At 69.2% G+C, this 25,453-nt stretch carries 22 protein-coding genes and 1 tRNA gene; 17 read left to right on the top strand and 6 right to left on the bottom strand.

Annotated elements, in window-relative coordinates:
• The first annotated feature begins 31 nt into the window (after window positions 1-31).
• From mltG to AB8810_RS17690, 7 genes are all read left to right on the top strand, one after another.
• Complete coding sequence (gene mltG, locus AB8810_RS17720) at window positions 32-1,099, top strand: endolytic transglycosylase MltG (protein WP_369914420.1); 1,068 nt, start codon at window positions 32-34, stop codon at window positions 1,097-1,099.
• Window positions 1,096-1,764 carry a dTMP kinase gene (tmk, locus tag AB8810_RS17715; protein WP_179570668.1) on the top strand — a complete coding sequence of 223 codons (669 nt, stop codon included), beginning with the start codon at window positions 1,096-1,098 and terminating at the stop codon, window positions 1,762-1,764. Before mltG ends, tmk begins: the two co-directional genes overlap by 4 nt.
• Complete coding sequence (locus tag AB8810_RS17710) at window positions 1,761-2,723, top strand: DNA polymerase III subunit delta' (protein ID WP_179570669.1); 963 nt, start codon at window positions 1,761-1,763, stop codon at window positions 2,721-2,723. The genes tmk and AB8810_RS17710 overlap by 4 nt, the downstream gene beginning before the upstream one ends.
• Complete coding sequence (locus AB8810_RS17705) at window positions 2,720-3,073, top strand: PilZ domain-containing protein (RefSeq protein WP_003468813.1); 354 nt, start codon at window positions 2,720-2,722, stop codon at window positions 3,071-3,073. The genes AB8810_RS17710 and AB8810_RS17705 overlap by 4 nt, the downstream gene beginning before the upstream one ends.
• 77 nt (window positions 3,074-3,150) lie before the next feature.
• A tRNA-Val gene (locus AB8810_RS17700) sits at window positions 3,151-3,225 on the top strand.
• Window positions 3,226-3,436: 211 nt separating this feature from the next.
• On the top strand, window positions 3,437-3,772 hold the full coding sequence (locus AB8810_RS17695; RefSeq protein ID WP_206229932.1) for a hypothetical protein: 336 nt from the start codon (window positions 3,437-3,439) through the stop codon (window positions 3,770-3,772).
• A 66-nt stretch (window positions 3,773-3,838) separates the two neighbouring features.
• Window positions 3,839-4,594 (top strand): DNA-formamidopyrimidine glycosylase family protein, encoded by a 756-nt coding sequence (locus AB8810_RS17690; RefSeq protein ID WP_206229933.1) that lies wholly within the window; start codon window positions 3,839-3,841, stop codon window positions 4,592-4,594.
• Between the two features lie 134 nt (window positions 4,595-4,728).
• Here AB8810_RS17690 and AB8810_RS17685 read toward each other — a convergent pair whose 3' ends face one another.
• A complete protein-coding gene (locus AB8810_RS17685; RefSeq protein WP_369914418.1) occupies window positions 4,729-5,451 on the bottom strand; it encodes an ArsR/SmtB family transcription factor in 723 nt (240 codons plus the stop codon).
• Between the two features lie 123 nt (window positions 5,452-5,574).
• Here AB8810_RS17685 and AB8810_RS17680 point away from each other — a divergent pair, with 123 nt between their 5' ends.
• From AB8810_RS17680 to AB8810_RS17670, 3 genes are all read left to right on the top strand, one after another.
• Window positions 5,575-6,024, top strand: coding sequence for a nuclear transport factor 2 family protein (locus AB8810_RS17680; RefSeq protein ID WP_369914417.1), 450 nt, complete (start codon window positions 5,575-5,577; stop codon window positions 6,022-6,024).
• 246 nt (window positions 6,025-6,270) lie between these two features.
• The gene (locus tag AB8810_RS17675; RefSeq protein ID WP_241093964.1) at window positions 6,271-6,882 is read left to right on the top strand and encodes a hypothetical protein; all 612 of its coding nucleotides are present in this window, start codon (window positions 6,271-6,273) and stop codon (window positions 6,880-6,882) included.
• 789 nt (window positions 6,883-7,671) lie between these two features.
• Window positions 7,672-7,962 (top strand): hypothetical protein, encoded by a 291-nt coding sequence (locus tag AB8810_RS17670; RefSeq protein WP_369914416.1) that lies wholly within the window; start codon window positions 7,672-7,674, stop codon window positions 7,960-7,962.
• A 50-nt stretch (window positions 7,963-8,012) separates the two neighbouring features.
• On the opposite strand, the gene AB8810_RS17665 is transcribed toward AB8810_RS17670, so the two are convergent.
• The 5 genes from AB8810_RS17665 to AB8810_RS17645 all read right to left on the bottom strand — a co-directional run bounded on the left by AB8810_RS17665 (window position 8,013) and on the right by AB8810_RS17645 (window position 15,324).
• The gene (locus AB8810_RS17665) at window positions 8,013-11,210 is read right to left on the bottom strand and encodes an error-prone DNA polymerase (RefSeq protein WP_369914415.1); all 3,198 of its coding nucleotides are present in this window, start codon (window positions 11,208-11,210) and stop codon (window positions 8,013-8,015) included.
• Window positions 11,207-12,658 carry a DNA polymerase Y family protein gene (locus AB8810_RS17660; RefSeq protein ID WP_369914414.1) on the bottom strand — a complete coding sequence of 484 codons (1,452 nt, stop codon included), beginning with the start codon at window positions 12,656-12,658 and terminating at the stop codon, window positions 11,207-11,209. Before AB8810_RS17660 ends, AB8810_RS17665 begins: the two co-directional genes overlap by 4 nt.
• Window positions 12,659-12,668: 10 nt before the next feature.
• Complete coding sequence (gene imuA, locus AB8810_RS17655; protein WP_179570676.1) at window positions 12,669-13,304, bottom strand: translesion DNA synthesis-associated protein ImuA; 636 nt, start codon at window positions 13,302-13,304, stop codon at window positions 12,669-12,671.
• Window positions 13,304-13,912 carry a transcriptional repressor LexA gene (lexA, locus tag AB8810_RS17650; protein ID WP_369914413.1) on the bottom strand — a complete coding sequence of 203 codons (609 nt, stop codon included), beginning with the start codon at window positions 13,910-13,912 and terminating at the stop codon, window positions 13,304-13,306. Before lexA ends, imuA begins: the two co-directional genes overlap by 1 nt.
• 176 nt (window positions 13,913-14,088) lie before the next feature.
• Window positions 14,089-15,324, bottom strand: a complete 1,236-nt coding sequence (locus AB8810_RS17645) for a citrate/2-methylcitrate synthase (protein WP_369914412.1) — start codon at window positions 15,322-15,324, stop codon at window positions 14,089-14,091.
• Window positions 15,325-15,443: 119 nt separating this feature from the next.
• Here AB8810_RS17645 and prpB point away from each other — a divergent pair, with 119 nt between their 5' ends.
• From prpB to AB8810_RS17610, 7 genes are all read left to right on the top strand, one after another.
• Complete coding sequence (prpB, locus tag AB8810_RS17640; RefSeq protein ID WP_369914411.1) at window positions 15,444-16,331, top strand: methylisocitrate lyase; 888 nt, start codon at window positions 15,444-15,446, stop codon at window positions 16,329-16,331.
• A 31-nt stretch (window positions 16,332-16,362) separates the two neighbouring features.
• Window positions 16,363-16,965 (top strand): DUF1003 domain-containing protein, encoded by a 603-nt coding sequence (locus tag AB8810_RS17635; RefSeq protein WP_191825007.1) that lies wholly within the window; start codon window positions 16,363-16,365, stop codon window positions 16,963-16,965.
• Window positions 16,966-17,006: 41 nt separating this feature from the next.
• Entirely contained in the window at window positions 17,007-18,173 is a 1,167-nt protein-coding gene (gene prpC / locus AB8810_RS17630) for a 2-methylcitrate synthase (RefSeq protein WP_369914410.1), read from the top strand.
• Window positions 18,174-18,388: 215 nt separating this feature from the next.
• Window positions 18,389-21,004: a Fe/S-dependent 2-methylisocitrate dehydratase AcnD gene (gene acnD / locus AB8810_RS17625; RefSeq protein WP_369914409.1), complete on the top strand. Its 2,616-nt coding sequence runs from the start codon at window positions 18,389-18,391 to the stop codon at window positions 21,002-21,004.
• A gap of 66 nt (window positions 21,005-21,070) precedes the next feature.
• Entirely contained in the window at window positions 21,071-21,532 is a 462-nt protein-coding gene (locus AB8810_RS17620) for an SRPBCC family protein (protein ID WP_179570683.1), read from the top strand.
• 36 nt (window positions 21,533-21,568) lie between these two features.
• Window positions 21,569-22,762, top strand: coding sequence for a 2-methylaconitate cis-trans isomerase PrpF (gene prpF, locus AB8810_RS17615; RefSeq protein ID WP_369914408.1), 1,194 nt, complete (start codon window positions 21,569-21,571; stop codon window positions 22,760-22,762).
• 404 nt (window positions 22,763-23,166) lie between these two features.
• Entirely contained in the window at window positions 23,167-25,386 is a 2,220-nt protein-coding gene (locus tag AB8810_RS17610) for a TonB-dependent receptor (protein WP_179570685.1), read from the top strand.
• Window positions 25,387-25,453 lie beyond the last annotated feature (67 nt).

Below are 25,453 nucleotides of genomic sequence, written 5' to 3'. Positions count from 1 at the left end.
GTATCCTGCACCCCGTTGAATTCGCTTCGAGGTGGTCGTGGCTTGGGCTAAACGCGGGTGTCTGACCCTGCTGGCGGCATTGCTGGTGCTTGCGCTGCTGGCCGCCGCGGCCGGCGCGTGGTGGTGGCAGGGCTATCGCGCCTTCGCCGACCAGCCGCTGCACGCGGCGCAGCCCAGCGTGGAGGTGGCGCGCGGCGATTCGTTCAACGGCGTGCTGCGCAAGTTGCGTGCGGCCGGGGTCGAACAGGGCAGCAACCTGCAGTGGCAACTGCTGGCGCGCCAGCTCGATGCCGCCGGCAAGCTCAAGGTCGGCGAATACGCGCTGCAGCCGGCGCTGACGCCGCGCGAACTGCTGATCCGCATGCGCAAGGGCCAGGTGATCCACTACCGCTTCACCATCGTCGAAGGCTGGAACATCCGCCAGCTGCGCGCGGCGCTGAACGCGGCCACGCCGCTGCGCCACGTCGCCACCGAGTTCAGCGACAGCGAACTGATGGCCAAGCTCGGCCAGCCCGGGCAGCACCCGGAAGGCCGCTTCCTGCCGGAGACCTACCTGTACCAGCGCGAGGACAGCGATCTGGACGTGCTGCAGCGCGCCCATGCGGCGATGGACAAGGCGCTGGCCGAGGCCTGGGACGCGCGCGCCGACGGGCTGCCGCTGCAGTCGCCGGAGCAGGCGCTGACCCTGGCCTCGATCGTGGAGAAGGAAACCGGTCTGGCCGCCGAGCGGCCGCAGATCGCCGGCGTGTTCGTGCGCCGCCTGCAGCAGGGCATGAAGCTGCAGACCGATCCGACCGTGATCTACGGCATCGGCAGCGCCTACGACGGCAACATCCGCAAGCGCGACCTGGAAACCGATACCCCGTACAACACCTACACCCGCAGCGGCCTGCCGCCGACCCCGATCGCCATGCCTGGCCGCGATGCGCTGCGCGCGGCGACCAATCCGGCGCCCGGCGACAGCCTGTACTTCGTCGCGGTCGGCGACGGCAGCGGCGCGCACGTGTTTTCCGCCAGCTATGGCGAGCACACCGCGGCGGTGGCGCGCTATCTGCAGCGCTTGCGCCAGGCGCGCAGCGGCGCGGCGGTGACGCCATGAGCGAGGCCGTGCTGCGCCACCATCGCTTCGTCAGCCTGGAAGGCGGCGAGGGCGCCGGCAAGACCACCGCGATCAACGCGATCCGCGACTGGCTGCAGGCGCAGGGCCACGAGGTGGTGCTGACCCGCGAGCCCGGCGGCACCCCGCTGGCCGAACGCATCCGCGAGCTGCTGCTCAACAACGCGCCGGCGCTGCAGCCGGCCGAGCCGCTGGCCGCCGAGACCGAACTGCTGCTGGTGTTCGCCGCGCGCGCCCAGCATGTGCGCGAGGTGATCCGTCCGGCGCTGCAACGCGGCGCCTACGTGGTCAGCGACCGCTTCACCGATTCCAGCTACGCCTACCAGGGCGAAGGCCGCGGCCTGGACCGAGCCTGGATCGCCGACCTGGAGCGGCGCGCGGTCGGCCTGCAGCCGGGGCTGACCCTGCTGCTGGACCTGGACGTGCAGATCGGCCGCGCCCGCACCAGCGGCCGCGACCTGTGGCCGGACCGGATCGAGAGCGAGCAGGACGATTTCTTCCAGCGCGTGCGGGCCGGCTTCCGCCAGCGCGCCGCACAGGACCCGCAGCGCTTCCGCACCATCGACGCCAGCCAGCCGCCGCAGGCGGTGGCGCACGACGTGGCCGCGGCGCTGGCGGCCTGGGTACAGCAGGGGAGCACGCCATGAGCGAGCTGCCCTTCGCGCCCTGGCAGCAGCGCGCCTACGAGCAGACCGTGGCCGCGCTCGACGCCGGCCGGCTCGGCCACGGCCTGCTGATCTGCGGCCCGGACGGCCTGGGCAAGCGCGCGGTGGCGCTGAAGCTGGCCGCGCACGTGCTCGGCCAGGGCGAGCCGGCCGCGAACCTGCGCAGCGCGCAGCTGATCGCCGCCGGCACCCATCCCGACCTGCAGCTGATCTCGTTCATTCCCAACCGCACCGGCGACAAGCTGCGCACCGAGATCGTCATCGAACAGGTGCGCGAAATCTCGCAGAAACTGTCGCTGACCCCGCAGTACGGCGTCGCCCAGGTGGTGGTGGTGGACCCGGCCGACGCGATCAACCGCGCCGCCTGCAACGCCCTGCTCAAGACCCTGGAGGAGCCGCAGCCCGGCCGCTACCTGTGGCTGATCAGCGCGCAGCCGGCGCGGCTGCCGGCGACCATCCGCAGCCGCTGCCAGCGCCTGGAATTCAAGCTGCCGCCGGCCGACGAGGCGATCGCCTGGCTGCTGGCCCAGGAGTTCCCGGAAAAGACCGCGCGCGAAGCGCTGGCCGCCGCGCGCGGCCATCCCGGCCTGGCCGCGCAGTGGCTGCGCGAGGACGGCCTGAAGCTGCGCCGGCAGGTGGCCGCGGACCTGGAGCAGGTCGCCGCGGGCAAGCTGGGCACGGTCGAGGCGGCGCAGCGCTGGAGCGCCGACGGCTTCGCCGAGCAGCGCCTGGGCCATGCCGCCGACCTGGCGCTGGCGCAGGCCTCGCAGGCCGGCTTGACCGACCCGGCGCGATTGCACAAGCTGGCCACCTGGTTCGACGCAGCCAACCGCACCCGCGACCTGCTGCGCACCACCGTCCGTGGCGACCTGGCCATCGCGGAACTGTTGTTGGCCTGGCGCGATGGCGATCGCCCGGTCCGGAGAGGGGGACAACGATGAGTGCGATGAGCGGACGCCAGGGCATCCTGTCGCTGGCGGTGAAGGACAAGGCGGCGCTGTACAACGCGTACATGCCGTTCGTGAAGAACGGCGGCATCTTCGTGCCCACGCCCAAGCGCTATTTCCTGGGCGACGAAGTGTTCCTGCTGCTGACCCTGCCCGATTCCAGCGAGCGCCTGCCGGTGGCCGGCAAGGTGATCTGGGTGACCCCGATGGGCGCGCAGGGCAACCGCACCGCCGGCATCGGCGTGCAGCTGCCGGACAACAGCGAAGGCGAGACCATCCGCAACAAGATCGAGACCCAGCTGGCCGGCACCCTCAACGCCGACAAGCCCACCCAGACCATGTAGCGGCCGCGCCGGCACGGCCTCCGCGTAGGACCGTTGACGCCAGCCACGACAGCCCTATAATGTGCGGCTCGCGACACGGGCGGTTAGCTCAGCGGTAGAGCATTGCCTTCACACGGCAAGGGTCGCAGGTTCGAACCCTGCACCGCCCACCACGCGACAGACGACCAAGGCCACCCTCGCAGGTGGCCTTTTTCGTTGTGCCGATGAGTACGGCACGCTTGCCCTAGCCGTCGTCGTGTCGGTTGCTGCAACTGCCGCAGGCGCACGCGGGAAGCGGGCATGTCCGGTGGCTGGCGATCGCGCTGTGTTTTCGTAGCAAGAATCGCCGAGCAGTGTCTGCCCTTGCTGCATAGGATCGAAGAAATGTCCCTGAGTGAAACGGAAGTCGCGGCTGCGCTCGAGCGCATGCTTGGGAAGCTCAAAACGCTACCGGCGTGTTCAAGCAAAGAGGACGTGGTGCAAGCGCTCAGGGAGGCTGCCGCCAGTGCTCACGCCGACTGGACGGTTCCATCGCTTGCTCACGAAATGACCAAGTCATACGACGATGGGTCCGTACGCGTCGTACTCAACGCACATTTGCTTTTGATCAACCCAAGCGGGGCTTACAGAATCATTGATGTCCGCAAGGAAAAGATCTTCCATGAGTGTCCGTCGGCGTCTGGCGATCCATTCAAGATCCCGGAAGGATTCCGCATCTGACGGCAGATCACTAGCGTTCGCTTTCGGAATCACGAACCGCTCACGGCCGCCATCGATACTGCGGTCATGCCCGAAGGTCCTTCGATCGTCATCCTGAAAGAAGAGGCGGCCGCGTTCGCGGGGCGCAAGGTGTTGCGGGTGTCCGGCAACAGCAAGCAGGACCTGGAACGGATCCGTAACCGCAAGATTTTGTCGCTGCGCAGCTGGGGCAAGCACTTCCTGATCGAGTTCGGCGGGTTCAGCGTGCGCATCCATTTCCTGCTGTTCGGCAGCTACCGGATCAATGCGCGCAAGGACGCGACGCCGCGGCTGAGCCTGGGCTTCGCCAAGGGCGAGGAACTGAACTTCTACGCGTGTTCGGTCAAGTTCATCGAGGGCGCGCTGGACGAGGCCTACGACTGGCGTGGGGACGTGATGAACCCGGATTGGGACGCGGCGCAGGCGCGGCGCAAGCTGCGCTTGCGGCCGCGCACGCTGGCCGCCGATGCGTTGCTGGACCAGGACGTGTTCGCCGGGGTCGGCAACATCATCAAGAACGAGGTGCTGTTCCGCATCCGCGTGCATCCGGAGAGCGAAATCGGGGCATTGCCGCCGCGTAAGCTGGCCGAACTGGTGACGCAGGCGCGCGAGTACAGCTTCGATTTCTACACCTGGAAGAAGGCCTTCGTGCTGAAGAAGCACTACCAGGTGCATACCAAGACCACCTGTCCGCGCGACGGCCATCTGCTGACCTATCGCAAGCAGCTCGGCAAGGCGCAGCGGCGCGCGTTCTTCTGCGAGCATTGCCAGCGCCGGTACGCGCTGGACGCTTCCGAAGCATGAGCCTTCTAAAAAAACGTCGTTCGCGGCCGGTGAGTTCGGATCCCTATACGATCGCCGCGGCGCTCCTCGCTGTCGCGCGATCCGATGCTGAGACTCCTGCGTAGCGCATTGCAACCGTCGGAATGGTTTGCCGCTCAGGAAGCGAGCGGCAGTTCGTCCCCGGCAAGCCGGCCGATTCCCAGCTCGGTCTGCAGGCCGGCCCACCCGATGTCGGTAATGTGGATCGCACGCGTGCCCTGTTCGCGGCGCAGCCAGTGTTTGGCACAAAGCAGCGCAAGCAACTCGACGCCGAGCGGTCCGGCGAGGTGGTGCTTGCGTTCGGTCCAGTCCAGGCACTGTCGTGCGATGCCGAGCCTGGTCGGGACGAGGCGCGCAACGTCCAGCCCCATCCGCGCGAACCATGCGCTGCCTTCGGCGGACACCGCGTATTGCTTGTCGTCTTGTCTGACGATCAGCGCGCGCCGCTCCAGCGCTTCGGTCACCGCGATGCCCAGTCGCCCCGCCAGGTGGTCGTAACAGCATCTGGCCAAGGTCAGCGATTGTTGCTTGCGCCCCGCTTTCCGGCATCGCGGTGCGGCGGGCGCGGCGAGGGTCGCGAGGTTCTCCAGTGCGAACGCGACGTGGGAACCGGCCAGCCGGTAGTAGCGGTGGCGGCCTTGGACCTCGACCGCCAGCAAGCCGCCGTCCAGCAGTTTCGCCAGGTGCGAACTGGCCGTCTGCGGGGTGACGCCGCCGGCGAAGGCGAGCTCGCCGGCAGGCAGTGCACGCCCGTCGATGAGCGCCATCAACATGGCGGCGCGGGCGGGATCGGCGATGAGGAACGCGGTCGCGGCAAGCTTGGGCTGTTCGACCGGCATCGTGTGCACTCCTGGCGGGCACGGCCATCATAGACCGCGCCTCGCCGGAACGCTTCGACACGCATCGAATCGACGGCCTGCGCATGTTCCTAGACTGCAGTGCACTGTATCGGAGTGTCTTGCATGAGCGAAATCGAAGCGCGATCGAACGGATCGGAGGGCGATGCCCGCCGCATCTTCGAGCAATGGCACCACAGCGTTGTCGAGCGGAATCTGGATGCGCTGATGGCGTTGTACGCGGAAGACGCGATGCTGGAAACGCCCTTGGCCTATGTGGTCTCCGCGGAGCGGCAGGATGGAAGGCTGCAGGGACGCGAAGCGCTCAGGGCGTTCTTCGCGGCGTCCTTCGCCCAGCCCGAAAACGGCCTCGGCCGCTGGTATCGCAGCGGTCGTTGGCATGCTTCGCAGCGCCAGGTGGTCTGGGAATATCCGCGAGAAACGCCGGACGGCGATCAGGTCGATCTGGTGGAAGTCATGGACCTGGATGCGCGCGGCCTGATCGCGTGCCATCGGGTGTACTGGGGCTGGAAAGGCGTACAGACGCTGCTGACGGGGTTGGGCCGGAAGCCATAGTCGGTGCCGCGCGAGCTGCGCGGCGCAATCGGGTCTGGCAACGGCCATCGTCTGCTCGGTTCCGAGTGGGTGACGTGGCCATTGGCGATAGTCGATCGAAGGCGTTCCCGGCTTTGCAGCAAGCGTCCGCTGTGGAGCGAGGCCATCAAGAGCGCGATTTGGTGGCCGTGCTGCATACCTGCGACGGTTATGATGGTTGCCATGACAAACGCTTCAAAGAACTTGCGAAGCACTTGAAGGAAAAAAATGGCGATCACCCGGTTTCTGGCTATTGGTTTGTTCTCGCTTTGCCCCGTAGCGCCTGCACTCGCGGGCACGGCTGCGCTGCATTCGGGCAAGTACGAAGGGCTGATGCTCGCGGTGACGCCCGAGCATCGGATCGAAGGCTTCTACTCGGAAGAGATGGGCGAGGGCGTGAGCCGTGGCTGTTCGTTCTATCTGCAGGGCAAGGCCGAGGGGAACGCGCCGGTCTCGGTCACCACGTGGTCGCAAGAGGCCTACCCCGGAACCGTGGCGGCTTCGTCCGACGGCGTGACGCTGACCGTGAAGCAGGGCCGTCAGCATCCCGGTTGCCTCAGTGTGTTGATGCCGGAAATCGCCACTGGCCTGGACCTGACCCGGACCGCCAGCAACACATGGATCGGCCTGGTGACGGTGTCCGCCGACAAGGCGTATCTGCAGAAAACGCCGGGCCCCAAGACGCCCAAGGGTGCTTATGTCGTCAAGGGCGATGTGGTGGGCGTGCTGGCGTTCAAGGATGGCTGGGCCCAGGTCGAATTCATCAATGCCAATAATGGTTCGTTCACCGGTTGGATCGGCCGCGACCAGTACGCGCGCCTGGCCGCTCCTGCCCACTGATCGCGGGCGCGGCACCTCGCAATGGGGAGCGTGCCGGATGCAATTCCACGCTCTGCCGCACCGCCGGTTTCTGCCAGTCGATCCACGCAGTTTTGACGGATAAAGAAACCGGATGCATTCGGCCTGTCCATGGCGTTCGACCGAAGAGCATGGCTGCCTGCGTGCGCGCCATGCTCGGCAAGACTCGACCACGGTCGTGTGTTCGACGCATCGCACGCCTTGATCGAAGACGAAGTCCAGGCGGGCGTTCGCCCGCTTGAAATCCTGGTTGCGCACAGTCGCGTTCTGCAGTGACGTAGCCAGGTCTTCTGGCAGGTGGACGGTCGAGCGCGCATGCGTTCGGTGCTTGCGGTCTGCCGCGCATCGCCAGCGGCTTTTCTGCCGTCGAATTGCGCCAGCCAGCCAGCCCGAACGCGTCCCGAACAGCGGATGGCTGCGCGCACGCTCCGACATGGGCACCGTCCGTGCTTGCGCGATGGACGGCGCGCGGCGACGTTGCTGTCGCACTTCGCGCCGCTGATCCGATTGTTCGATCCGCCGCCGCCAGGTTTCGTCGCAACACGGCTGGCGACGGCAGTTGCCTTGGCTATCTTCCATCGGCGCTGTCCGCACTGAGCGGATGGCGATACGCGCGGCCCGATGCCGCTGCGGCCTGTTTGCCGGTGCTCTCGGTGGTGGTGTGGCGATGCCGCGCCGCGCGCTGCAGTGCTGTGCAGCGATGTGCTGCAGCGCTTCAACCCTGCGCGGCCGCATGGGGATGGCGGTCTTCGTCTCCGCTTGGGAGCAGCTATGAACAAGACACTCGCCGCGCTGGGTTTTTCGTGTTTGCTGATGGTGTGCGCGCCGGTGCAGGCGGCACCGGTGGAGTGCGACAGCATGGCCGCGACGGCCAGGCTCGTGGCCAGGTATCGCCAGTTGGGCGGGCCGTTGTCGGATATCGCCAGCCACGGTTCGATCGGGTCGAGCAAGGCCAGGCGCGAACTGGCTGCCACCATCTACCGCGAACGCCTGGGCGAAGCGGATGCGGTGCAGCGGGCGCTGCAGGCATGCAGCCGTGCAGCGGATGCGCCATCGGAATAACAGCGGCCTGTCTGTTCGTTGAGCATGGCATGCAGCATTGTGCTTATCGCTCAGTGGAAATCGCGGCTGCGGATGTCCAGTCCGAGCAGCAGCGGGGTCAGGTCTTCGAGGTGGCCGGCGATCAGGTGGCGCACGCCGTCGGCGGTTTCCAGGCGGCCACGCACTGCCAGCAGCCTGGATTCGATCAGGGCCTGGCGCTGGCGGTCGGCCAGGCGGCGCCAGACCACGACGTTGACCAGGCCGTGTTCGTCCTCGAGGGTGAGGAAGGTGACGCCGCTGGCGGTCTGCGGGCGCTGGCGCATGGTCACCAGGCCGGCGATGGCGACCGCGCTGGCGTGGGGCAGGGCGCGCAGTTCGGCGGAGTGGCGATAGCGGCGCGCTTGCAGTTGCCGGCGCAGCAAGGTCAGCGGGTGCTTGCCCAGGGTGGTGCCGATGGTCGCGTAGTCGGCGCGGATGTCCTCGCCGAGGCTGGGCAGCGGCAGCGCCACCTGCTGTTCCGGCGTGGCGGCGAGCGGCTCGAACAGTGGACGTTGCGCTTCGACGCCGGCCACCGCCCAGCGTGCGCGGTGGCGGTGCCCGGCCAGCGGTTTCAGCGCACCGGCGTCGGCCAGGCTGTCACGCGCCTTGTCGTCGAGCGCGGCGCGCTGGCACAGGTCGGCGAGATCGCGGAACGGCGCCTGCGTGCGCGCCTGCTGCAGGCGCAACGCGGCGTCTTCGGCCAGGCCGCGGACCATGCGCAGGCCCAGGCGGATCGCCGGCTGCACCGCCGGATCGGCGCTGTAGGCTTCCAGCCCGCAATCCCAGTCGCTGTAGCGCACGTCCACCGGACGCACCTGCAGGCCGTGGCGGCGTGCGTCCTGCAGCAATTGGTCGGGGCTGTAGAAGCCCATCGGCCAGCTGTTGATCAACGCGCAGGTGAAGGCCGCCGGTTCATGGCACTTGAGCCAGCAGCTGGCGTAGGTGAGCAGGGCGAAACTGGCGGCGTGGCTCTCGGGGAAGCCGTAGCTGCCGAAGCCCTTGATCTGTTCGAAGATGCGCGCGGCGAATTCGGCGCTGTAGCCGTTTTTCAGCATGCCGTTGGTCAGTTTCTCGCGGTGCGGTTCCAGCCCGCCGTGGCGCTTCCAGGCGGCCATCGAGCGGCGCAGCTGGTCGGCTTCGCCGGGTTCGTAGTCGGCGGCGACGATCGCCAGCTGCATCACCTGTTCCTGGAACAGCGGCACCCCGAGGGTGCGTTTGAACACCTCCTTCAATTTCTCCGGCAAGTCGTCGGGTTGTTCCTCGCCGCTGCGCCGGCGCAGGTAGGGATGCACCATGCCGCCCTGGATCGGGCCGGGGCGCACGATCGCCACCTGGATCACCAGGTCGTAGAACTCGCGCGGTTTGAGTCGCGGCAGCATCGCCATCTGCGCGCGCGATTCGATCTGGAACACGCCGATGGTGTCGGCGCGCTGGATCATCCGGTAGGTCTTGTCGTCTTCGGCGGGAATGCTGGCCAGGTCCAGATCGCGGCCGCGGTGCGCACGCAGCAGGTCCAGCGTGCGCCGCAGCGCGCTGAGCATGCCCAGCGCGAGCACGTCCACCTTCATCAACCCGACCAGTTCCAGGTCGTCCTTGTCCCACTGGATCACGGTGCGCTCGGCCATGGCCGCGTTCTCCACCGGCACCAGCGTGTGCAGCGGATGTTCGGAGATCACGAAGCCGCCGGGGTGCTGCGACAGGTGGCGGGGGAAGCCGATCAGCTCGGCGCTCAGCGCCAGCAGCCGGCGCATCAGCGCGGTGTCCGGATCGAAGCCGCGTTCGCGCAGGCGTTCGTGCGGCGGAACGTCGTCGTCCCACTGGCCCAGCGTGGAGGCCAGCGCGTCGATGCTGTCGCCGGGCAGGCCGAGCGCGCGCGCCACGTCGCGTACCGCGCTGCGGCCGTGGTACTGGATCGCCACCGTGGTCAACGCGGCGCGCTCGCGGCCGTAGTGGTTGAAGATGTACTGGATCACCTCCTCGCGGCGGTCGTGCTCGAAATCGACGTCGATGTCGGGCCGTTCCTTGCGCTCTTCGGAGATGAAACGCTCGAACAGCATGCCGATGCGGTCGGGGTCGATCGCGGTGACGCCCAACGCATAGCACACGGCCGAATTCGCCGCCGAGCCGCGGCCCTGGCACAGGATGTCGCGCGACCTGGCGAAACGCACCAGGTCGTAGACGGTGAGGAAGTACGACTCGTAGCCCAGGCGCTGGATCACGCCCAGTTCGTGCTCGATCAGGCGTCGCGCCTTTTCCGGCACGCCGTGCGGCCAGCGCGTGGCCGCGCCTTGCTCGGTGAGCGTGCGCAGCCATTGCGTCGGCGTCCGACCCGGCGGCACCAGCTCGTGCGGGTATTGGTAGCGCAGTTGGCCGAGGTCGAACGTGCAGCGCTGCGCGATGCGCACCGACTCGGCCAGCAGCGCGTGCGGATACAGCGTGGCCAGGGTCGCGCGCGGACGCAGGTGGCGCTCGCCGTTGGCGAACAGGTGCGCGCCGGCCTCGCTCAGCGGCAGGCGCTGGCGGATCGCGGTCAGCGTGTCCTGCAGCGCGCGGCGGCCGCGCGCGTGCATGTGCACGTCGCCGCTGGCGACGGCGGGCAGGTGCAGGCGCCGGGCCAGCGCCAGGCGCGCGTGCAGCAGGGCGTCGTCGTCTGGGCCGCGCAGCAGTTCCACCGCCAGCCACAGGCGTTGCGCGAAGCGCGCCTGCAGCCAGGCGCCGTCGCTTGCGTCGCCGCCATCGTCGTCGCGCGGCAGCCACAGGCACAGCAGGCCGTCGAGATCGCCGTCGAAGTCCTCGTGCAGGGCGCGGTACGTGCCCTTGTCGGCGCGACGGCGGGCCAGGGTGATCAGCCGGCACAGGCACTGGTAGCCGTGCAGGGTCTCGGCCAGCAGCACCAGCTTGGGGCCGTGTTCGAGCTGGAATTCGCTGCCGACGATCAGCGCCAGGCCGGTGTCCCTGGCCGCCTGCCAGGCGCGCACGATGCCGGCCAGGGTGCATTCGTCGGTGATCGCCAGCGCGCGGTAGCCGTGGCGTGCGGCGCGTTCGAACAGTTCCCGCGCATGCGAGGCGCCACGCTGGAAGCTGAAGTTCGACAGGCAGTGCAGTTCGGCGTAGTCCGGCGGCGGCGGCGTGCGTGCAGACGTGGAGGTGGCGTCGTGCAAGGGGGCAGGTGGTTGCGCGGCAGGCGCCGGAACGGCCCGCAGTCGCGGACGTGGCGGGCTGTGACTCATGCGAACCAGCCGTGCAGCATCAGCGCGTCCGGCGCATCGGCCGGCGCGAACACCCAGGCGCGCTGGCCCTGGCGGGTGCGCACGATGTAGTAGTCGCGGCGGATGTCGCCGTCGTCCCACCAGCCGCTTTCGATGCGTTCCGGGCCGGCCAGGCGTTCGGGGTCGCGCTCGCGCAGCGGAATCGGCCGGGTCAGCAGCCAGCCGGGGCGCGGCAGCGTGGTGGACGCAGCCGCGCGGGGCGCGCTCGGTTGGTTGGTCTTGCCTGCCTGCGCGGGCTTGCCGGATTCGGCGCGCCACGCCCATTCGGGGCGATGGTCGGCATGCGCGCGCAGGCCGTGCACCGCGTCGTCGCCGAGGCGGGCGCGCAGGCGTTCGCGCAGCTGTTCCCAGGGCAGCGCCTGCTGCGCGCGGTCGTCGAACAGTTCGCGCGCGGCCGGCACGAACGGCGGCAGTTCGTCGGCGCGCAGGCGCATGGCCTGCACCGGCGCCGGCACGCTGGCATGTTGCAGGCGGCCGCGCGCCAGTTCGAACAGCATCGCCGCATCGCGCTCGGCGGCGAGCAGGCCGACCGGCACCACGCTGTCGTCCAGGCCTTCGTGTTCCAGATGCAGTTGGAAGCGTTGCACGCCGCCATCGCGCCCGGCCAGGAACGCGGCCAGATCGGCAGTCAGCCGGCGCAGCGGGAACAGCAGGGCCTGGCTGTATTCCACCGCGTAGCCCAGTTCCAGCCGCGCATCGAAGCGGTCCGGCGGCAGGTAGTACTGCAGCGGCAGCGGCGCCTGCCCGCGCAAGGCGTCCAGGTGCTGCAGCAGCGTGGGCGGATAGCGCCGCGCCAGGCCGCTGCGCGGCAGCGCGAACAACTGCCGCAGCGTACGCAGGCCCATCCGCGCGAAGGCGTCGGCCAGGCCCGGTTCCAGCCCGGCGCGGGCGATCGGCAATTGGCCCAGTGCGCCGTGCAGCGCGGCGTTGTCGAGCAGGGCGATGCCGTCGTGCGCGTTGGCCAGCACGCGCGCGGCCAGCGGATGCGGCGCGACCACGATGCGGTGGCGGAAGCCCAGCGCGCTCAACTCCTCGCGCAGGCGCGCCTCGAAGCGCGGCCAGGGCCCGAACAGGCCCAGGCTGGCCTCGATTTCCAGCAGCAGCGCGCCGGGATAGTCGGTGCTGACCAGCGAGCTGAAGCGGTACGCCCACGCCGCCAGGAACTGCTGGCAGCGGCGGCTTTCCTCGGCATCGTGCAGGGCGGTGGCGAAGCGGTCGCACAGCGCCTGCGCGGTGGCCAGCGATTGCCCGGGCTGCAGGCCGCGCGCGCGCGCGGCGGCGTTGACCGCCTTCAGCGTGCGCCGCTGCGGCGGGCCGGCGAGCAGCGCCAGCGGTTGGTCCGGCGACGGCCAGCGCCGCAGCACCGTGTCGAGCGCCAGTTGCGGCAGCAGGATGCAGGCCCAGCGCATGCGCGCGTCCTCAAGCCGAGGCCGGCGACGGCATGGCCAGCGCGGACAGCGCAATGGCGCGCGCCGGCGGCATGCCGCCGCGGCACTTGAGCACGCGCAGCTGCGCCGGTGCGGCATCGATGGCGATGCGCAGCGCGGCCGGCGACGGATTGGCCGCGGCTTTCAGCGGCCGGTAGGCGAAGCCCAGCGCGCGCCCGGTCTCGGCCGCCACCTGCAGCCGGCGCAGGGTCTTGTCGTTGGCCTGCGCCGGCCAGCACAGCACCGCCGCGCAGCTGCCCGAGCGCAGGCATTGCTCGGCGGCCCAGGCCGCGTCCGCGCCGGCGCGCACGATCTGCAACTGCGGCAGCGCCACCCCGGCCTGTTGCCAGGCGCCGGGGTAGGGCAGATAGGGCGGATCGACCAGCACGATGCGGCCGCCGCCCTGCGACAGCCGCGCCAGCGTCGGCCACAGCAGCTGCAGTTCGCCGATGCCGTCGGCGGCGTGCAGCAGTTCGGTCAGCGCCATCTCCGGCCAGCCGCGCGCCGGCAGTGCGGCGTCGAGCGCGGCATGGCCGGTTGGCTGCGCGCTGGGCGGCAGCGCGGTCGGCTGGCCGCGCCAGACCCGGCGTTCGGCCAGCAGGCGGTCGAGGGCGACGACGGCAGCCATCAGCCTTGCCGGATCAGCCCGCAGTACTGCCCTTCGATGGCGAAGTCCTGGCCCGGCTGCACCACGATCGGCGCATAGGCCGGATTGCGCGGCAGCAACTGGATGCGTTCGCCATCGTGGTGATAGCGCTTGATGGTGATCTCGCCGTCCAGCCGCGCCACCACGATCTGGCCGTTGCGCGCATCGGCGCTGCGGCGCACGCCGACCAGGTCGCCGTCGAGGATGCCGTCGTCGATCATCGAGTCGCCCTGCACGCGCAGCAGGTAGTCCGGACGCAGCGCGAACACGGCGCGGTCCAGCCGCAGCTGCTGGTCCAGGCCGATATCGGCGCCGATCGGCGCGCCGGCGGCGACCCGGCCCAGCACCGGCAGCCGCAGCAGCCCGCTGCGCGGCTGTGCCTGCACCGGTCGCAGGCTGCGCGCCTGCTGCGGCACATGCTCCAGCAGCCCGGCCTCGACCAGCGCCTGCACGTGCTTGCGCGCCGCGTTGCGCGAGGCGAAGCCGAAGCGCTCGGCGATCTCGACCAGGCTCGGCGGCCGTCCGGCCTGCTCGGCGCAGTCGTGGACGTAGGCGAGGATCGCGGCGCGTTGTGGGGAGAGGGTGTCCATGGTGTACATTTGTACACCTTCATCGCCAGTTTGGCGACGCGGCTCACTGAATCCGGTCAGCCCTTTTTCTGCGGTGCGAGGGGGCGGGCTGCGATGCGGATTGCCGCGCAGCAACAGCAGGACATGCGCAATGGACGCCGCCGCCGATGCGGCGCTTGCCGCGCAAGCTGCCGCCCTCAGCCCGGCGTCGAACCCTCGGGCATGGCCCCGGCATAGCGCGCCCGCGGGCGGATCAGCTTGCCCAGCGCCTGCTGCTCCAGCGCATGCGCCAGCCAGCCGGACAGCCGGGCGGCGGCGAACAGGACCAGGGCGTGTGCGGCGGGCAGGTCGTGGATGAGGCAGAGCGCCGCGAGCATGCCGTCGATGTTGGGCGCCTGGCCGCTGCAGTCCTGCGCCGCGGCGAGCACTGTTTCCACATGCCGCATCTGCGGATGCTGGCCGCAGCGTTCGCGCAGCAGGCGCAGCACTTCGGCCGCGCGCGGGTCGCCGTCCGGGTAGAGCGCATGGTGGAAGCCGGGCAGGTCGTCGCCGCGCTGCCAGCGTTCGGCGATGAAGGCGGCCGGGTCGGCGGCGTCCTGGGCGTCGCGCAGCAGGGCGTGGGCGCGGGCGGTGGCGCCGCCATGGCGCGGGCCGGACAGCGCGGCCAGGCCGGCGCTGACCGTGGCATGCAGCGGTGCGCCGGTGGAGGCGACCACGCGCGCGGCGAAGGCGGAGACGTTGAGTTCGTGATCGGCGCACAGCACCAGGGTGGCGCGCACCAGTTCGGCGAAGTCGGCATCGCCCGGGCGCCAGCGGTCGGCGATCAGGCGATGCACCGGCCGGGTGTCCGGCTGGGTGCCGACCAGCAGCGCGGCGTTCTGCCGCAGCAAGGTGGCGGCGATCTCGCGGCGCACCGTCGGCGCGGCGTTGAGCGGTTGGCGCAGTTCCAGGGCCAGCAGCGGAATGCAGGCCATGGCGCGTTCCAGCGGCGGCAGCGTGGCGTCGCCGGCCAGCGGCGCCACCCGTTGCGGCCATGGCGCGACCGGGGCCGCGGCGAACGGGTCTTCGTCCAGGCACTCCCACAGCAGCCGCGCGATGTCCTCCAGGCCGGCGCCTTCGCGCACCGCGGCGACCGCCGAGCGCCCGCGGTAGTAGGGGCTGTCGGGCCGGATCAGCGAGATGCGCGTCTCCAGCACCGGCAGGCCGCGGTCCAGGCTCTGCGCGGCGCCGCGCGCGGCCCCGCGGCCGACCCGCTTGCGCTGCGCCAGCCGTTCCACTTCCGCGCGCAGGTAGGCGCGGCTGCGATGGTCGGCGCCGGCGCGGGAACCGAGCAGGCCGCGGCTCACGTAGGCATAGAGCGTGGCGCTGCTGATGCCGAGCAGGGCGCAGGCCTCGGCGGCGGAGATCAGGTGGCGGTCGGCTTCGGGGGACATGGGGATCCGCTGATAGGTTGATTCATTGAATCAAGATTGATCGGCCCGGGCGATGGTGCCAGATTGGCGCCCATCGCGGAACGGCCGTGCGGGCCGCCGCCCTCGCTCAGGAGTTCGCCATGTCGCACGTTTCTGCCGGTGCCCGTTTCCGCGCCGCGCTGGCCGCCGAATCGCCGCTGCAGGTGATCGGCGCGATCAACGCCAACCACGCGCTGCTGGCGCAACGCGCCGGCTACCGGGCGATCTACCTGTCCGGCGGCGGCGTCGCCGCCGGGTCGCTGGGCCTGCCGGACCTGGGCATCAACACCCTCGACGACGTGTTGATCGACGTGCGCCGCATCACCGACGTCTGCGAGCTGCCGCTGCTGGTGGACATCGACACCGGCTTCGGCCCGAGCGCGTTCAACATCGAGCGCACCATCAAGTCGCTGATCAAGGCCGGCGCGGCCGCCTGCCATATCGAGGACCAGGTCGGCGCCAAGCGCTGCGGCCACCGGCCCGGCAAGGAGATCGTGAGCCAGGGCGAAATGGTCGACCGGGTCAAGGCCGCGGCCGATGCCAGGACCGATGCCGCCTTCTTCCTGATCGCGCGCACCGACGCGATCCAGGTGGATGGCGTGGACGCGGCGATCGCGCGCGCCATCGCCTGCGTGGACGCCGGCGCCGACGGCATCTTCGCCGAGGCCGCCTACGACCTGGACACCTATCGCCGTTTCGTCGACGCGGTGAAGGTGCCGGTGCTGGCCAACATCACCGAATTCGGCAAGACCCCGCTGTTCACCCGCGAGGAACTGGCATCGGCCGGGGTGGCGATCCAGCTGTTCCCGCTGTCGGCGTTCCGCGCCGCCAACAAGGCCGCCGAGGCGGTGTACACGGCGATCCGCCGCGACGGCCACCAGCAGAACGTGGTGGACACGATGCAGACCCGCGAGGAGCTGTACGAACGCATCGGCTACCACGCCTTCGAGCAGCGCCTGGACGCATTGTTCGCCGGCAAGGGCGCATGATCCACGCCGGTTCCCCTGTCCGAGCATGTCCATGAACACCCACGTCGGCACCATGCCGCCACGCGGCCGCATCGACCGCCGCCAGACCGCGCGGCAGCTGCTGCAGACCGAACTGGAGAAACTGCCCGACGCCGAGCGCGAGGTGGTGGAGCGCTTCATCGCCAAGCGCCACGTGGCGCGCGACATCGTCAAGCAGGCCGATCGCGACCGCACGCTCGGCGAGCGCATCGCCGACCGGGTCGCCGAGATCGGCGGCAGCTGGAGCTTCATCATCGGCTTCGGCCTGGTGCTGCTGGCGTGGATCGCGCTCAACAGCCTGGTGCTGGCGCACGCGTTCGATCCGTATCCCTACATCCTGCTCAACCTGTGCCTGTCGTGCCTGGCCGCGATCCAGGCGCCGGTGATCATGATGAGCCAGAACCGCCAGGCCGCGGTGGACCGCCTGCGTGCGCAGAACGACTACGAAGTGAACATCAAATCCGAGCTGGAAATCCTGCAGGTGCACGAGAAGCTCAACCAGCTGCGCGAGCAGGACTGGGCGACGCTGGTCGACCTGCAGAACCGCCAGATCGCCATGCTGCAGCAATTGCTCGAGCGCGGCGGTACCCCGCCACCGGCCGCGCCCGCGCCCTGATCCGCCTCGATGACACGACCGCGCTACCCGGGAGACAACGCATGAACGACACCAACGCCAGCCAGGCCGCTCCGGCCTTCAAGCCGAAGAAATCGGTGGCCCTGTCCGGTACCGCCGCCGGCAACACCGCGCTGTGCACGGTGGGCCGCAGCGGCAACGATCTGCACTACCGTGGCTACGACATCCTGGACCTGGCGCGCAGCAGCCAGTTCGAGGAGATCGCCTACCTGCTGGTACACGGCAAGCTGCCCAGCAACAGCGAGCTGCGCGGCTACAAGGCCAAGCTGCGCTCGCTGCGCGGGGTGCCGGCCGCGGTCAAGGCGGCGCTGGAGCAGCTGCCGCCGTCGGCGCATCCGATGGACGTGATGCGCACCGGCGTGTCGGTGCTCGGCTGCGTGCAGCCGGAGAAGGACGACCACAACCATCCCGGCGCGCGCGACATCGCCGACAAACTGATGGCCTCGCTGGGCTCGATGCTGCTGTACTGGTACCACTACAGCCACAACGGCAAGCGCATCGAAGTGGAGACCGACGACGATTCGATCGGCGGCCATTTCCTGCATCTGCTGCACGGCTTCAAGCCGCACGAGGAGTGGGTGCAGGCGATGCACACCAGCCTGATCCTGTACGCCGAGCACGAGTTCAACGCGTCCACCTTCGCCTGCCGGGTCATTGCCGGCACCGGCAGCGACATGTACAGCGCCATCGCCGGCGGCATCGGCGCGCTGCGCGGGCCCAAGCACGGCGGCGCCAACGAGGTCGCGTTCGAGGTGCAGAAACGCTACGACAGCCCCGACGAGGCGGAAGCGGACATCCGCGCGCGGGTCGAGCGCAAGGAAGTGATCATCGGCTTCGGCCACCCGGTGTATACCGTGTCCGACCCGCGCAACCAGGTGATCAAGGACGTGGCGCGCGAGCTGTCCGACGCGCAGGGCAGCCGCAAGATGTACGACATCGCCGAGCGTCTGGAGGCGGTGATGTGGGAGATCAAGAAGATGTTCCCGAACCTGGATTGGTTCAGCGCGGTCAGCTACCACATGATGGGCGTGCCGACCGCGATGTTCACCCCGCTGTTCGTGATCGCGCGCACCGCCGGCTGGAGCGCGCACATCATCGAGCAGCGCATCGACGGCAAGATCATCCGCCCCAGCGCGAACTACACCGGGCCGGAGGATCAGACGTTCGTGCCGATCGACCGGCGCAGTTGATTGCTCCCCTCTCCCGTCGGGAGAGGGGCCGGGGGTGAGGGTACGGGCGCAGCCTCGTGGCGTTTGGTCGCACCAGGCTTCGTTCGTACCCTCATCCGCCTCATGTGGGCTCTCATTCGCATTAGGCTTCGCCCGTACCCTCATCCGCCCCTTCGGGGCACCTTCTCCCGATGGGAGAAGGGTCAGCCTTCGCTTTATTTCTAGTGTAGCCAGCCATGAACAGCCACTACCGCACCTCCCTGCCCGGCACTTCGCTGGATTACTTCGACGCGCGCGCCGCGGTCGATGCGCTCAGGCCCGGCGCCTATGCCGCGCTGCCGTATACCTCGCGGGTGTTCGCCGAGAACCTGGTGCGGCGCTGCGATCCGGCCACGCTGGACGCTTCGCTGATGCAGCTGATCGAATGCCGCCGCGACCTGGATTTCCCGTGGTTTCCGGCGCGCGTGGTGTGCCACGACATCCTCGGCCAGACCGCGCTGGTGGACCTGGCCGGGCTGCGCGATGCGATCGCCGAGCGCGGCGGGGATCCGGCGCAGGTCAATCCGGTGGTGCCGACGCAGCTGATCGTGGACCACTCGCTGGCGGTGGAATTCGGCGGCTTCGACAAGGCCGCGTTCGCCAAGAACCGCGCGGTGGAAGACCGCCGCAACGCCGACCGCTTCCACTTCATCGACTGGACCAAGCGCGCGTTCGAGAACGTCGACGTGATTCCGCCGGGCAACGGGATCATGCACCAGATCAATCTGGAGAAGATGTCGCCGGTGGTGCAGGTGCGCGACGGCGTGGCGTTCCCGGATACCTGCGTGGGCACCGACAGCCACACCCCGCACGTGGATGCGCTGGGCGTGCTGGCGATCGGCGTCGGCGGGCTGGAAGCGGAGAGCGTGATGCTCGGGCGCGCGTCGTGGATGCGCCTGCCAGACATCGTCGGCGTGGCGCTGCGCGGGCGGCCGCAGCCGGGCATCACCGCCACCGACGTGGTGCTGGCGCTGACCGAGTTCCTGCGCGCGCAGAAGGTGGTCGGCGCCTACCTGGAGTTCCATGGCGAAGGCGCGGCCGCGCTGACCCTGGGCGATCGTGCCACGATCTCCAACATGACCCCGGAGTTCGGCGCCACCGCGGCGATGTTCGCGATCGACCGGCAGACCATCGACTACCTGCGCCTGACCGGCCGCGACGACACGCAGGTCGCGCTGGTGGAAACCTATTCCAAGGTCGCAGGACTGTGGGCCGACGACCTGGTCGCGGCGCAGTACGAACGCGTGCTGCAGTTCGACCTGTCCAGCGTGACCCGCAACATGGCCGGCCCGTCCAATCCACACAAGCGCGTGGCGACCAGCGAGCTGGCCGCGCGCGGCATCGCCGACGAGGCCAAGTTGGCATCCGGCAAGGCCGAACAGGCGCAGGGGCTGATGCCCGACGGCGCGGTGATCATCGCCGCGATCACCAGCTGCACCAACACCAGCAATCCGCGCAACGTGATCGCTGCCGGTTTGCTTGCGCGCAACGCCAACGCACGCGGGCTGCTGCGCAAGCCATGGGTCAAGACCTCGCTGGCGCCGGGCTCCAAGGCGGTGCAGCTGTACCTGGAAGCATCCGGGCTGCTGCCGGAGCTGGAACAGCTGGGTTTCGGCATCGTCGGTTTCGCCTGCACCACCTGCAACGGCATGAGCGGCGCATTGGATCCGGCGATCCAGCAGGAGGTGATCGCACGCGACCTGTACGCCACCGCGGTGCTGTCGGGCAACCGCAATTTCGACGGGCGCATCCATCCCTACGCCAAGCAGGCGTTCCTGGCCTCGCCGCCGCTGGTGGTGGCGTACGCGATCGCCGGCACCATCCGTTTCGACATCGAGAAGGACGTGCTGGGCGTGGACAAGGACGGCCAGCCGGTGACGCTGAAGGACCTGTGGCCCAGCGACGCGGAGATCGACGCGATCGTCGCCGCCAGCGTCAAGCCCGAGCAGTTCCGCCAGGTCTACGAGCCGATGTTCGCACGCAGCGGGCTGGCTGCCGCGCAGGTGGCGCCGCTGTACGCATGGCGTCCGCAAAGCACTTACATCCGCCGCCCGCCGTACTGGGAAGGCGCGCTGGCCGGCGAACGCACGCTGCGCGGCATGCGCGCGCTGGCGGTGCTCGGCGACAACATCACCACCGACCACCTGTCGCCGTCCAACGCGATCCTGGCCGACAGCGCCGCCGGCGAATACCTGACGCGGATGGGCGTGCCGGAAGAGGACTTCAACTCCTACGCCACCCACCGCGGCGATCACCTCACCGCGCAACGCGCCACCTTCGCCAATCCGCAACTGCTCAACGAAATGGCCGTGGTCGATGGCCAGCCGCAGCGCGGTTCGCTGACCCGGCTGGAGCCGGAAGGGCAGGTGGTGCGCATGTGGGAGGCGATCGAAACCTACATGGCGCGCAAGCAGCCGCTGCTGATCGTCGCCGGCGCCGACTACGGGCAGGGCTCCTCGCGCGACTGGGCGGCCAAGGGCGTACGCCTGGCCGGGGTCGAGGCGATCGTGGCCGAGGGCTTCGAGCGCATCCACCGCACCAACCTGGTCGGCATGGGCGTGCTGCCGCTGGAATTCCGGCCCGGCACCACGCGCAAGACCCTGGGCATCGACGGCAGCGAGGTGTTCGACGTGCTCGGCGCGCGCACCCCTGGCGCGACGCTGACCCTGTCCATCGCCCGCGCCGACGGTAGCCGCGTGGAGGTGCCGGTGACCTGCCGCCTGGACACCGCCGAGGAACTGGCGATCTACGAGGCCGGTGGCGTGCTGCAGCGCTTCGCGCAGGATTTCCTGGAAGTGTCGAAACTGGCTTGACTGGTTCGTCGGTGTCATCAGGCGCGTACCATCCTGATGCGCGCCTTCACCGCTGAGGACACCATCATGAGCAACGGCAAGACCGGTACCGTCCGCCTGCACCGCGTCCTGCGCGCGCCGGCCGAGCGCATCTACCGCGCGTTCCTGGAGCCGGCGGCGCTGGCCAAATGGCTGCCGCCGCACGGCCACACCGCCACCGTGCACGCCCTGGATGCGCGCGTGGGCGGCAGCTTCAGGATCTCCTTCAGCAATTTCGGCGCCGGCACCAGCGAATCCTTCGGCGGCACCTATCTGGAACTGGTGCCGGGCGAGTTGATCCGCCACACCGACACCTTCGACAACCCGGGCCTGCCCGGCGAGATGATGGTGACGGTCAAGCTGCGCACGGTGGCCTGCGGTACCGAGCTGGACATCGTCCAGGACGGCATCCCCGCACAGATTCCCGTGGAGTTCTGCCATCTCGGCTGGCAGGAGTCGCTGACCCTGCTGGCGCAGCTGGTCGAGGCCGAGATTCCCGCCAACCCCTGAGCTACTCGCCGCCTGCGCGTCGATCGGAAAAACGCCATGTCCCACGTTCCCCAGCTCCGCATTCCCGCCACCTACATGCGTGGCGGCACCTCCAAGGGCGTGTTCTTCCGCCTGCAGGACCTGCCCGCTGCCGCACAGCTGCCCGGCGCCGCGCGCGATGCGCTGCTGCTGCGGGTGATCGGCAGCCCCGATCCCTACGCCAAGCAGATCGACGGCATGGGCGGGGCCACGTCCAGCACCAGCAAGGCGGTGATCGTGGCGCCGAGCGCGCGCGCGGACCACGACGTGGACTACCTGTTCGGGCAGGTGGCGATCGACCGCCCGTTCGTCGACTGGAGCGGCAACTGCGGCAACCTGTCGGCGGCGGTGGGGCCGTTCGCGATCGCCGCCGGGCTGGTCGATGCGGCGCGCATTCCGCACGACGGCACGGCCACGGTGCGGATCTGGCAGGCCAATATCGGCAAGACCATCCTCGCGCAGGTGCCGATCGTGGCCGGCGCGGTGCAGGAGAGCGGCGATTTCGAGCTGGACGGGGTGACCTTTCCGGCCGCCGAGATCCAGCTCGACTTCCTCGATCCGGCCGCGGACGAGGACGGCGCGGACGGGGCGATGTTTCCCACCGGCAACCTGGTCGATACGCTGGACGTCCCGGGCGTGGGCAGCTTCGAGGCGACGCTGATCAACGCCGGCATCCCGACCATCTTCCTCGACGCGCAGGCGCTGGGCTACCGCGGCACCGAACTGCAGGACGCGATCAACGGCGATGCGCAGGCGCTGGCCAGGTTCGAGATGATCCGCGCCTACGGCGCGCTGCGCATGGGCCTGATCGCCAGGCTGGAAGACGCGGCGACGCGACAGCACACGCCGAAGGTGGCCTTCGTCGCGCCGCCGGCCGACTACGTCGCCTCCAGCGGCAAGCCGGTCGCCGCCGCCGACATCGACCTGCTGGTGCGGGCGATGTCGATGGGCAAGATGCACCACGCGATGATGGGCACCGCCGCGGTGGCGATCGGCACCGCGGCGGCGATCCCGGGCACGCTGGTGAATCGCGCGGCCGGCGGCGGCGCACGCCAGGCGGTGCGCTTCGGCCATCCCTCCGGGACGTTGCGGGTCGGCGCCGAAGCGCAGCAGCAGGGGGACGGCCAGTGGAGCGTCACCAAGGCGATCATGAGCCGCAGCGCGCGGGTGCTGATGGACGGCTGGGTGCGGGTGCCGGGCGATATTTGCTGAGCCGGCAGCGCCGGCGGCAGGGCCGCATCGCTGTGGCGCCGCAAATCCGGGTCTTGTTCCTGTAGGCGCGGCTTCAGCCGCGACACGTTCTAACCGCAGTTGCTGTCGCGGCTGAAGCCGCTCCACAGGGGGCGGGTGGGCGCAGCGGCGCGCGCTGTTGCACGGCCGATGCCGCAGTGGCGCCGGCCAGCCGGAAATCCGCAGTGCGATGTTGATAGACCTGGGGCGTCTGGACAACGCACCTGCAGGGCACATGTGGCAGCCCATTGCGCTGCTTACAGCCTTAACACGTTCAAGTGACCGGGACATGCAAAGCGTGTGTATTTTGTGTTAATTATGTTGCGGCGCGGCATCGCTTGCCGGCGACGCGCATCCGCTCTTGCCCATTCCACTCCGGAGTCCCCATGTCCGCCAGTTGGTCGTTGCGCACCAGCGCACTTGCCGTAGCCGTCGTTTCCGCCCTCTCGTTCCCCGCCGCCGCCCAGCAGGCGGACAGCACGGACGGGGTCGCCCGCCTGGACACGGTCAAGGTCACCGCCGAACGGCGTTCGGAAGACTCCAAGGACGTGCCGATCTCCGCCAGCGTGCTGCGCCCGGAATACCTGGACGCGATCGCCACCAGCGGCTCGGACGTACGCGTGCTGGCCGGCAAGGCGCCCAGCCTCAATGTCGAATCCTCCAACGGCCGCGTGTTCCCGCGCTTCTACATCCGCGGCTACGGCAACACCGACTTCAACACCTACGCCTCGCAGCCGGTGTCGCTGGTGTACGACGACGTGGTGGCGGAGAACGCGTTCCTGAAGGGCTTCCCGATCTTCGACCTGGAAGGCCTGGAAGTGCTGCGCGGCCCGCAGGGCACGCTGTTCGGCCGCAACACCCCCGCCGGCGTGGTCAAGTTCAACTCGGTCAAGCCCAGCATCGGCGCCAACGACGGCTACGCCAGCCTGTCCTACGGCACCTACGGCACCATGACCATGGAAACCGGCCTGAGCATCGCCATGGGCGACAAGTGGGCCGCGCGCGTGTCGGCGCTGGGCCAGCGCCGCGACGACTGGGTCGACAACACCGTGGACAACCGTTCGTTCGAGGGCTACACCGACTCGGCGGTGCGGGTGCAGCTGCTGTTCCAGCCGGGCGAGGACTTCAGCGCGCTGTTCAACGCGCATGCGCGGCATCTCGACGGCACCGCGCGGCTGTTCCGCGCCAACATCTTCCAGCCGGGCAGCAACAAGCTGGTCGACGGCTTCGATCCGGACAAGGTGTCCATCGACGGCGGCAACACCCAGGAACTGCAAACCTACGGCGGCAGCGCCAACCTGACCTGGGACCTGGGCGACATCGTGCTGCACTCGATCACCGGCTACGAAGGCATCGGCAAGTACTACAGCCGCGGCGACATCGACGGCGGCTACGGCGCGGTGTTCGCGCCGCCGTCCGGCCCCGGCGTGATCGCGTTCCCGGTGGAAACCGCCGGCGGCATCAAGAACCTGGACCAGTACTCGCAGGAGCTGCGCGCCGAGTCGCAGTACGCCGGCCCGCTCAACTGGCAGGCCGGCCTGTACTACTTCCACGATTCGGTGGAAGGCGAGAACTACACCTACGACACCTTCGGCGGCGGCACCCTCAGCAGCTACCAGCTGACCCGCCAGCGCAACACCTCGTGGGCGGCATTCGGCTCGCTGAACTATGCGGCCACCGATCGCCTGAACCTGCGCGCCGGCATCCGCTACACCTACGACAAGAAGACCTTCGACGTGCTGGCGCTGGATCGCGTCACCCTGCTCGAGCCGTCCACCGGCAGCACCGACAATTCCAAGGTCACCGGCGACGTCAGCGCGACCTACACCATCAACGACAACGTCAACGTCTACGCCCGCGCCGCGCGCGGTTTCCGCGGCGCCAGCTTCGGCGTGCCGTCGGCGACCGCGCCGCTGACCGTGGCAGCGCCGGAGACCGTGGACTCGTACGAGATCGGCATCAAGTCCGACCTGTTCGACAAGCGCGCGCGGATCAGCTTCGACATCTACGATTTCCAGGTGAAGAACCAGCAGCTGACCGCGGTCGGCGGCACCTCCAACGACGTGCGCCTGCTCAACGCCGACAAGTCCAAGGCGCGCGGCGCCGAGTTCGACTTCGAGGCGCTGCTCACCCAGAACCTGCGCTTCACCCTCGGCGGCGCCTACAACTGGACCCGCATCGAGGATCCGACCCTGTCGGTCGGCGTGTGCCGCACCTGCACCGTGACCGATCCGCTCAACGCCGCCGGCAACGCCATCATCGACGGCAACGTGCTGCCGCAGGCGGCCAAGTGGATGGGCAACGCCACGCTGCGCTACGGCATCCCGGTCGGCGACGACGCCGAGTTCTTCTTCTACACCGACTGGTCCTACCGCAGCGAGATCAACTTCTTCCTGTACGACTCGCGCGAATTCGTCGGCCAGCCGCTGCTCGAAGGCGGCGCCAAGATCGGCTACAACTGGGGCGCCGGCGCGTACGAGGTGTCGGTGTTCTGCCGCAACTGCACCAACCAGATCCGCGCCACCGGTGCGATCGACTTCAACAACCTCACCGGCTTCATCAACGATCCGCGCATCGTCGGCGCGCAGTTCCGCGCCAATTTCTGATCGGCGTGCCAGCGATGCGATGAACCAGGGACCGCCGGCTATCATGCCGGCGGTTTCTTTTTATGGG

The sequence above is a fragment of the Xanthomonas sp. NCPPB 3005 genome (assembly GCF_041228095.2).
Classification (GTDB): domain Bacteria; phylum Pseudomonadota; class Gammaproteobacteria; order Xanthomonadales; family Xanthomonadaceae; genus Xanthomonas_A; species Xanthomonas_A bonasiae.
The sequence above is the reverse complement of the archived record's forward strand: the minus strand, read 5'-3'. Positions and strand labels throughout refer to the sequence as shown.

What these genes read in the sequence shown, in the direction of transcription:
- AB8810_RS17620 (WP_179570683.1), top strand. Translation starts at nt 21,071, where the DNA reads ATGAGCAACGGCAAGACCGGTACCGTCCGCCTGCACCGCGTCCTGCGC.
- prpB (WP_369914411.1), top strand. Translation starts at nt 15,444, where the DNA reads ATGTCGCACGTTTCTGCCGGTGCCCGTTTCCGCGCCGCGCTGGCCGCC.
- acnD (WP_369914409.1), top strand. Translation starts at nt 18,389, where the DNA reads ATGAACAGCCACTACCGCACCTCCCTGCCCGGCACTTCGCTGGATTAC.
- AB8810_RS17705 (WP_003468813.1), top strand. Translation starts at nt 2,720, where the DNA reads ATGAGTGCGATGAGCGGACGCCAGGGCATCCTGTCGCTGGCGGTGAAG.
- AB8810_RS17635 (WP_191825007.1), top strand. Translation starts at nt 16,363, where the DNA reads ATGAACACCCACGTCGGCACCATGCCGCCACGCGGCCGCATCGACCGC.
- AB8810_RS17645 (WP_369914412.1), bottom strand. Translation starts at nt 15,324, where the DNA reads ATGTCCCCCGAAGCCGACCGCCACCTGATCTCCGCCGCCGAGGCCTGC.
- imuA (WP_179570676.1), bottom strand. Translation starts at nt 13,304, where the DNA reads ATGGCTGCCGTCGTCGCCCTCGACCGCCTGCTGGCCGAACGCCGGGTC.
- AB8810_RS17680 (WP_369914417.1), top strand. Translation starts at nt 5,575, where the DNA reads ATGAGCGAAATCGAAGCGCGATCGAACGGATCGGAGGGCGATGCCCGC.
- AB8810_RS17675 (WP_241093964.1), top strand. Translation starts at nt 6,271, where the DNA reads ATGGCGATCACCCGGTTTCTGGCTATTGGTTTGTTCTCGCTTTGCCCC.
- tmk (WP_179570668.1), top strand. Translation starts at nt 1,096, where the DNA reads ATGAGCGAGGCCGTGCTGCGCCACCATCGCTTCGTCAGCCTGGAAGGC.
- AB8810_RS17665 (WP_369914415.1), bottom strand. Translation starts at nt 11,210, where the DNA reads ATGAGTCACAGCCCGCCACGTCCGCGACTGCGGGCCGTTCCGGCGCCT.
- AB8810_RS17690 (WP_206229933.1), top strand. Translation starts at nt 3,839, where the DNA reads ATGCCCGAAGGTCCTTCGATCGTCATCCTGAAAGAAGAGGCGGCCGCG.
- prpF (WP_369914408.1), top strand. Translation starts at nt 21,569, where the DNA reads ATGTCCCACGTTCCCCAGCTCCGCATTCCCGCCACCTACATGCGTGGC.
- AB8810_RS17660 (WP_369914414.1), bottom strand. Translation starts at nt 12,658, where the DNA reads ATGCGCTGGGCCTGCATCCTGCTGCCGCAACTGGCGCTCGACACGGTG.
- AB8810_RS17670 (WP_369914416.1), top strand. Translation starts at nt 7,672, where the DNA reads ATGAACAAGACACTCGCCGCGCTGGGTTTTTCGTGTTTGCTGATGGTG.
- prpC (WP_369914410.1), top strand. Translation starts at nt 17,007, where the DNA reads ATGAACGACACCAACGCCAGCCAGGCCGCTCCGGCCTTCAAGCCGAAG.
- AB8810_RS17685 (WP_369914418.1), bottom strand. Translation starts at nt 5,451, where the DNA reads ATGCCGGTCGAACAGCCCAAGCTTGCCGCGACCGCGTTCCTCATCGCC.
- AB8810_RS17610 (WP_179570685.1), top strand. Translation starts at nt 23,167, where the DNA reads ATGTCCGCCAGTTGGTCGTTGCGCACCAGCGCACTTGCCGTAGCCGTC.
- AB8810_RS17695 (WP_206229932.1), top strand. Translation starts at nt 3,437, where the DNA reads ATGTCCCTGAGTGAAACGGAAGTCGCGGCTGCGCTCGAGCGCATGCTT.
- lexA (WP_369914413.1), bottom strand. Translation starts at nt 13,912, where the DNA reads ATGGACACCCTCTCCCCACAACGCGCCGCGATCCTCGCCTACGTCCAC.
- AB8810_RS17710 (WP_179570669.1), top strand. Translation starts at nt 1,761, where the DNA reads ATGAGCGAGCTGCCCTTCGCGCCCTGGCAGCAGCGCGCCTACGAGCAG.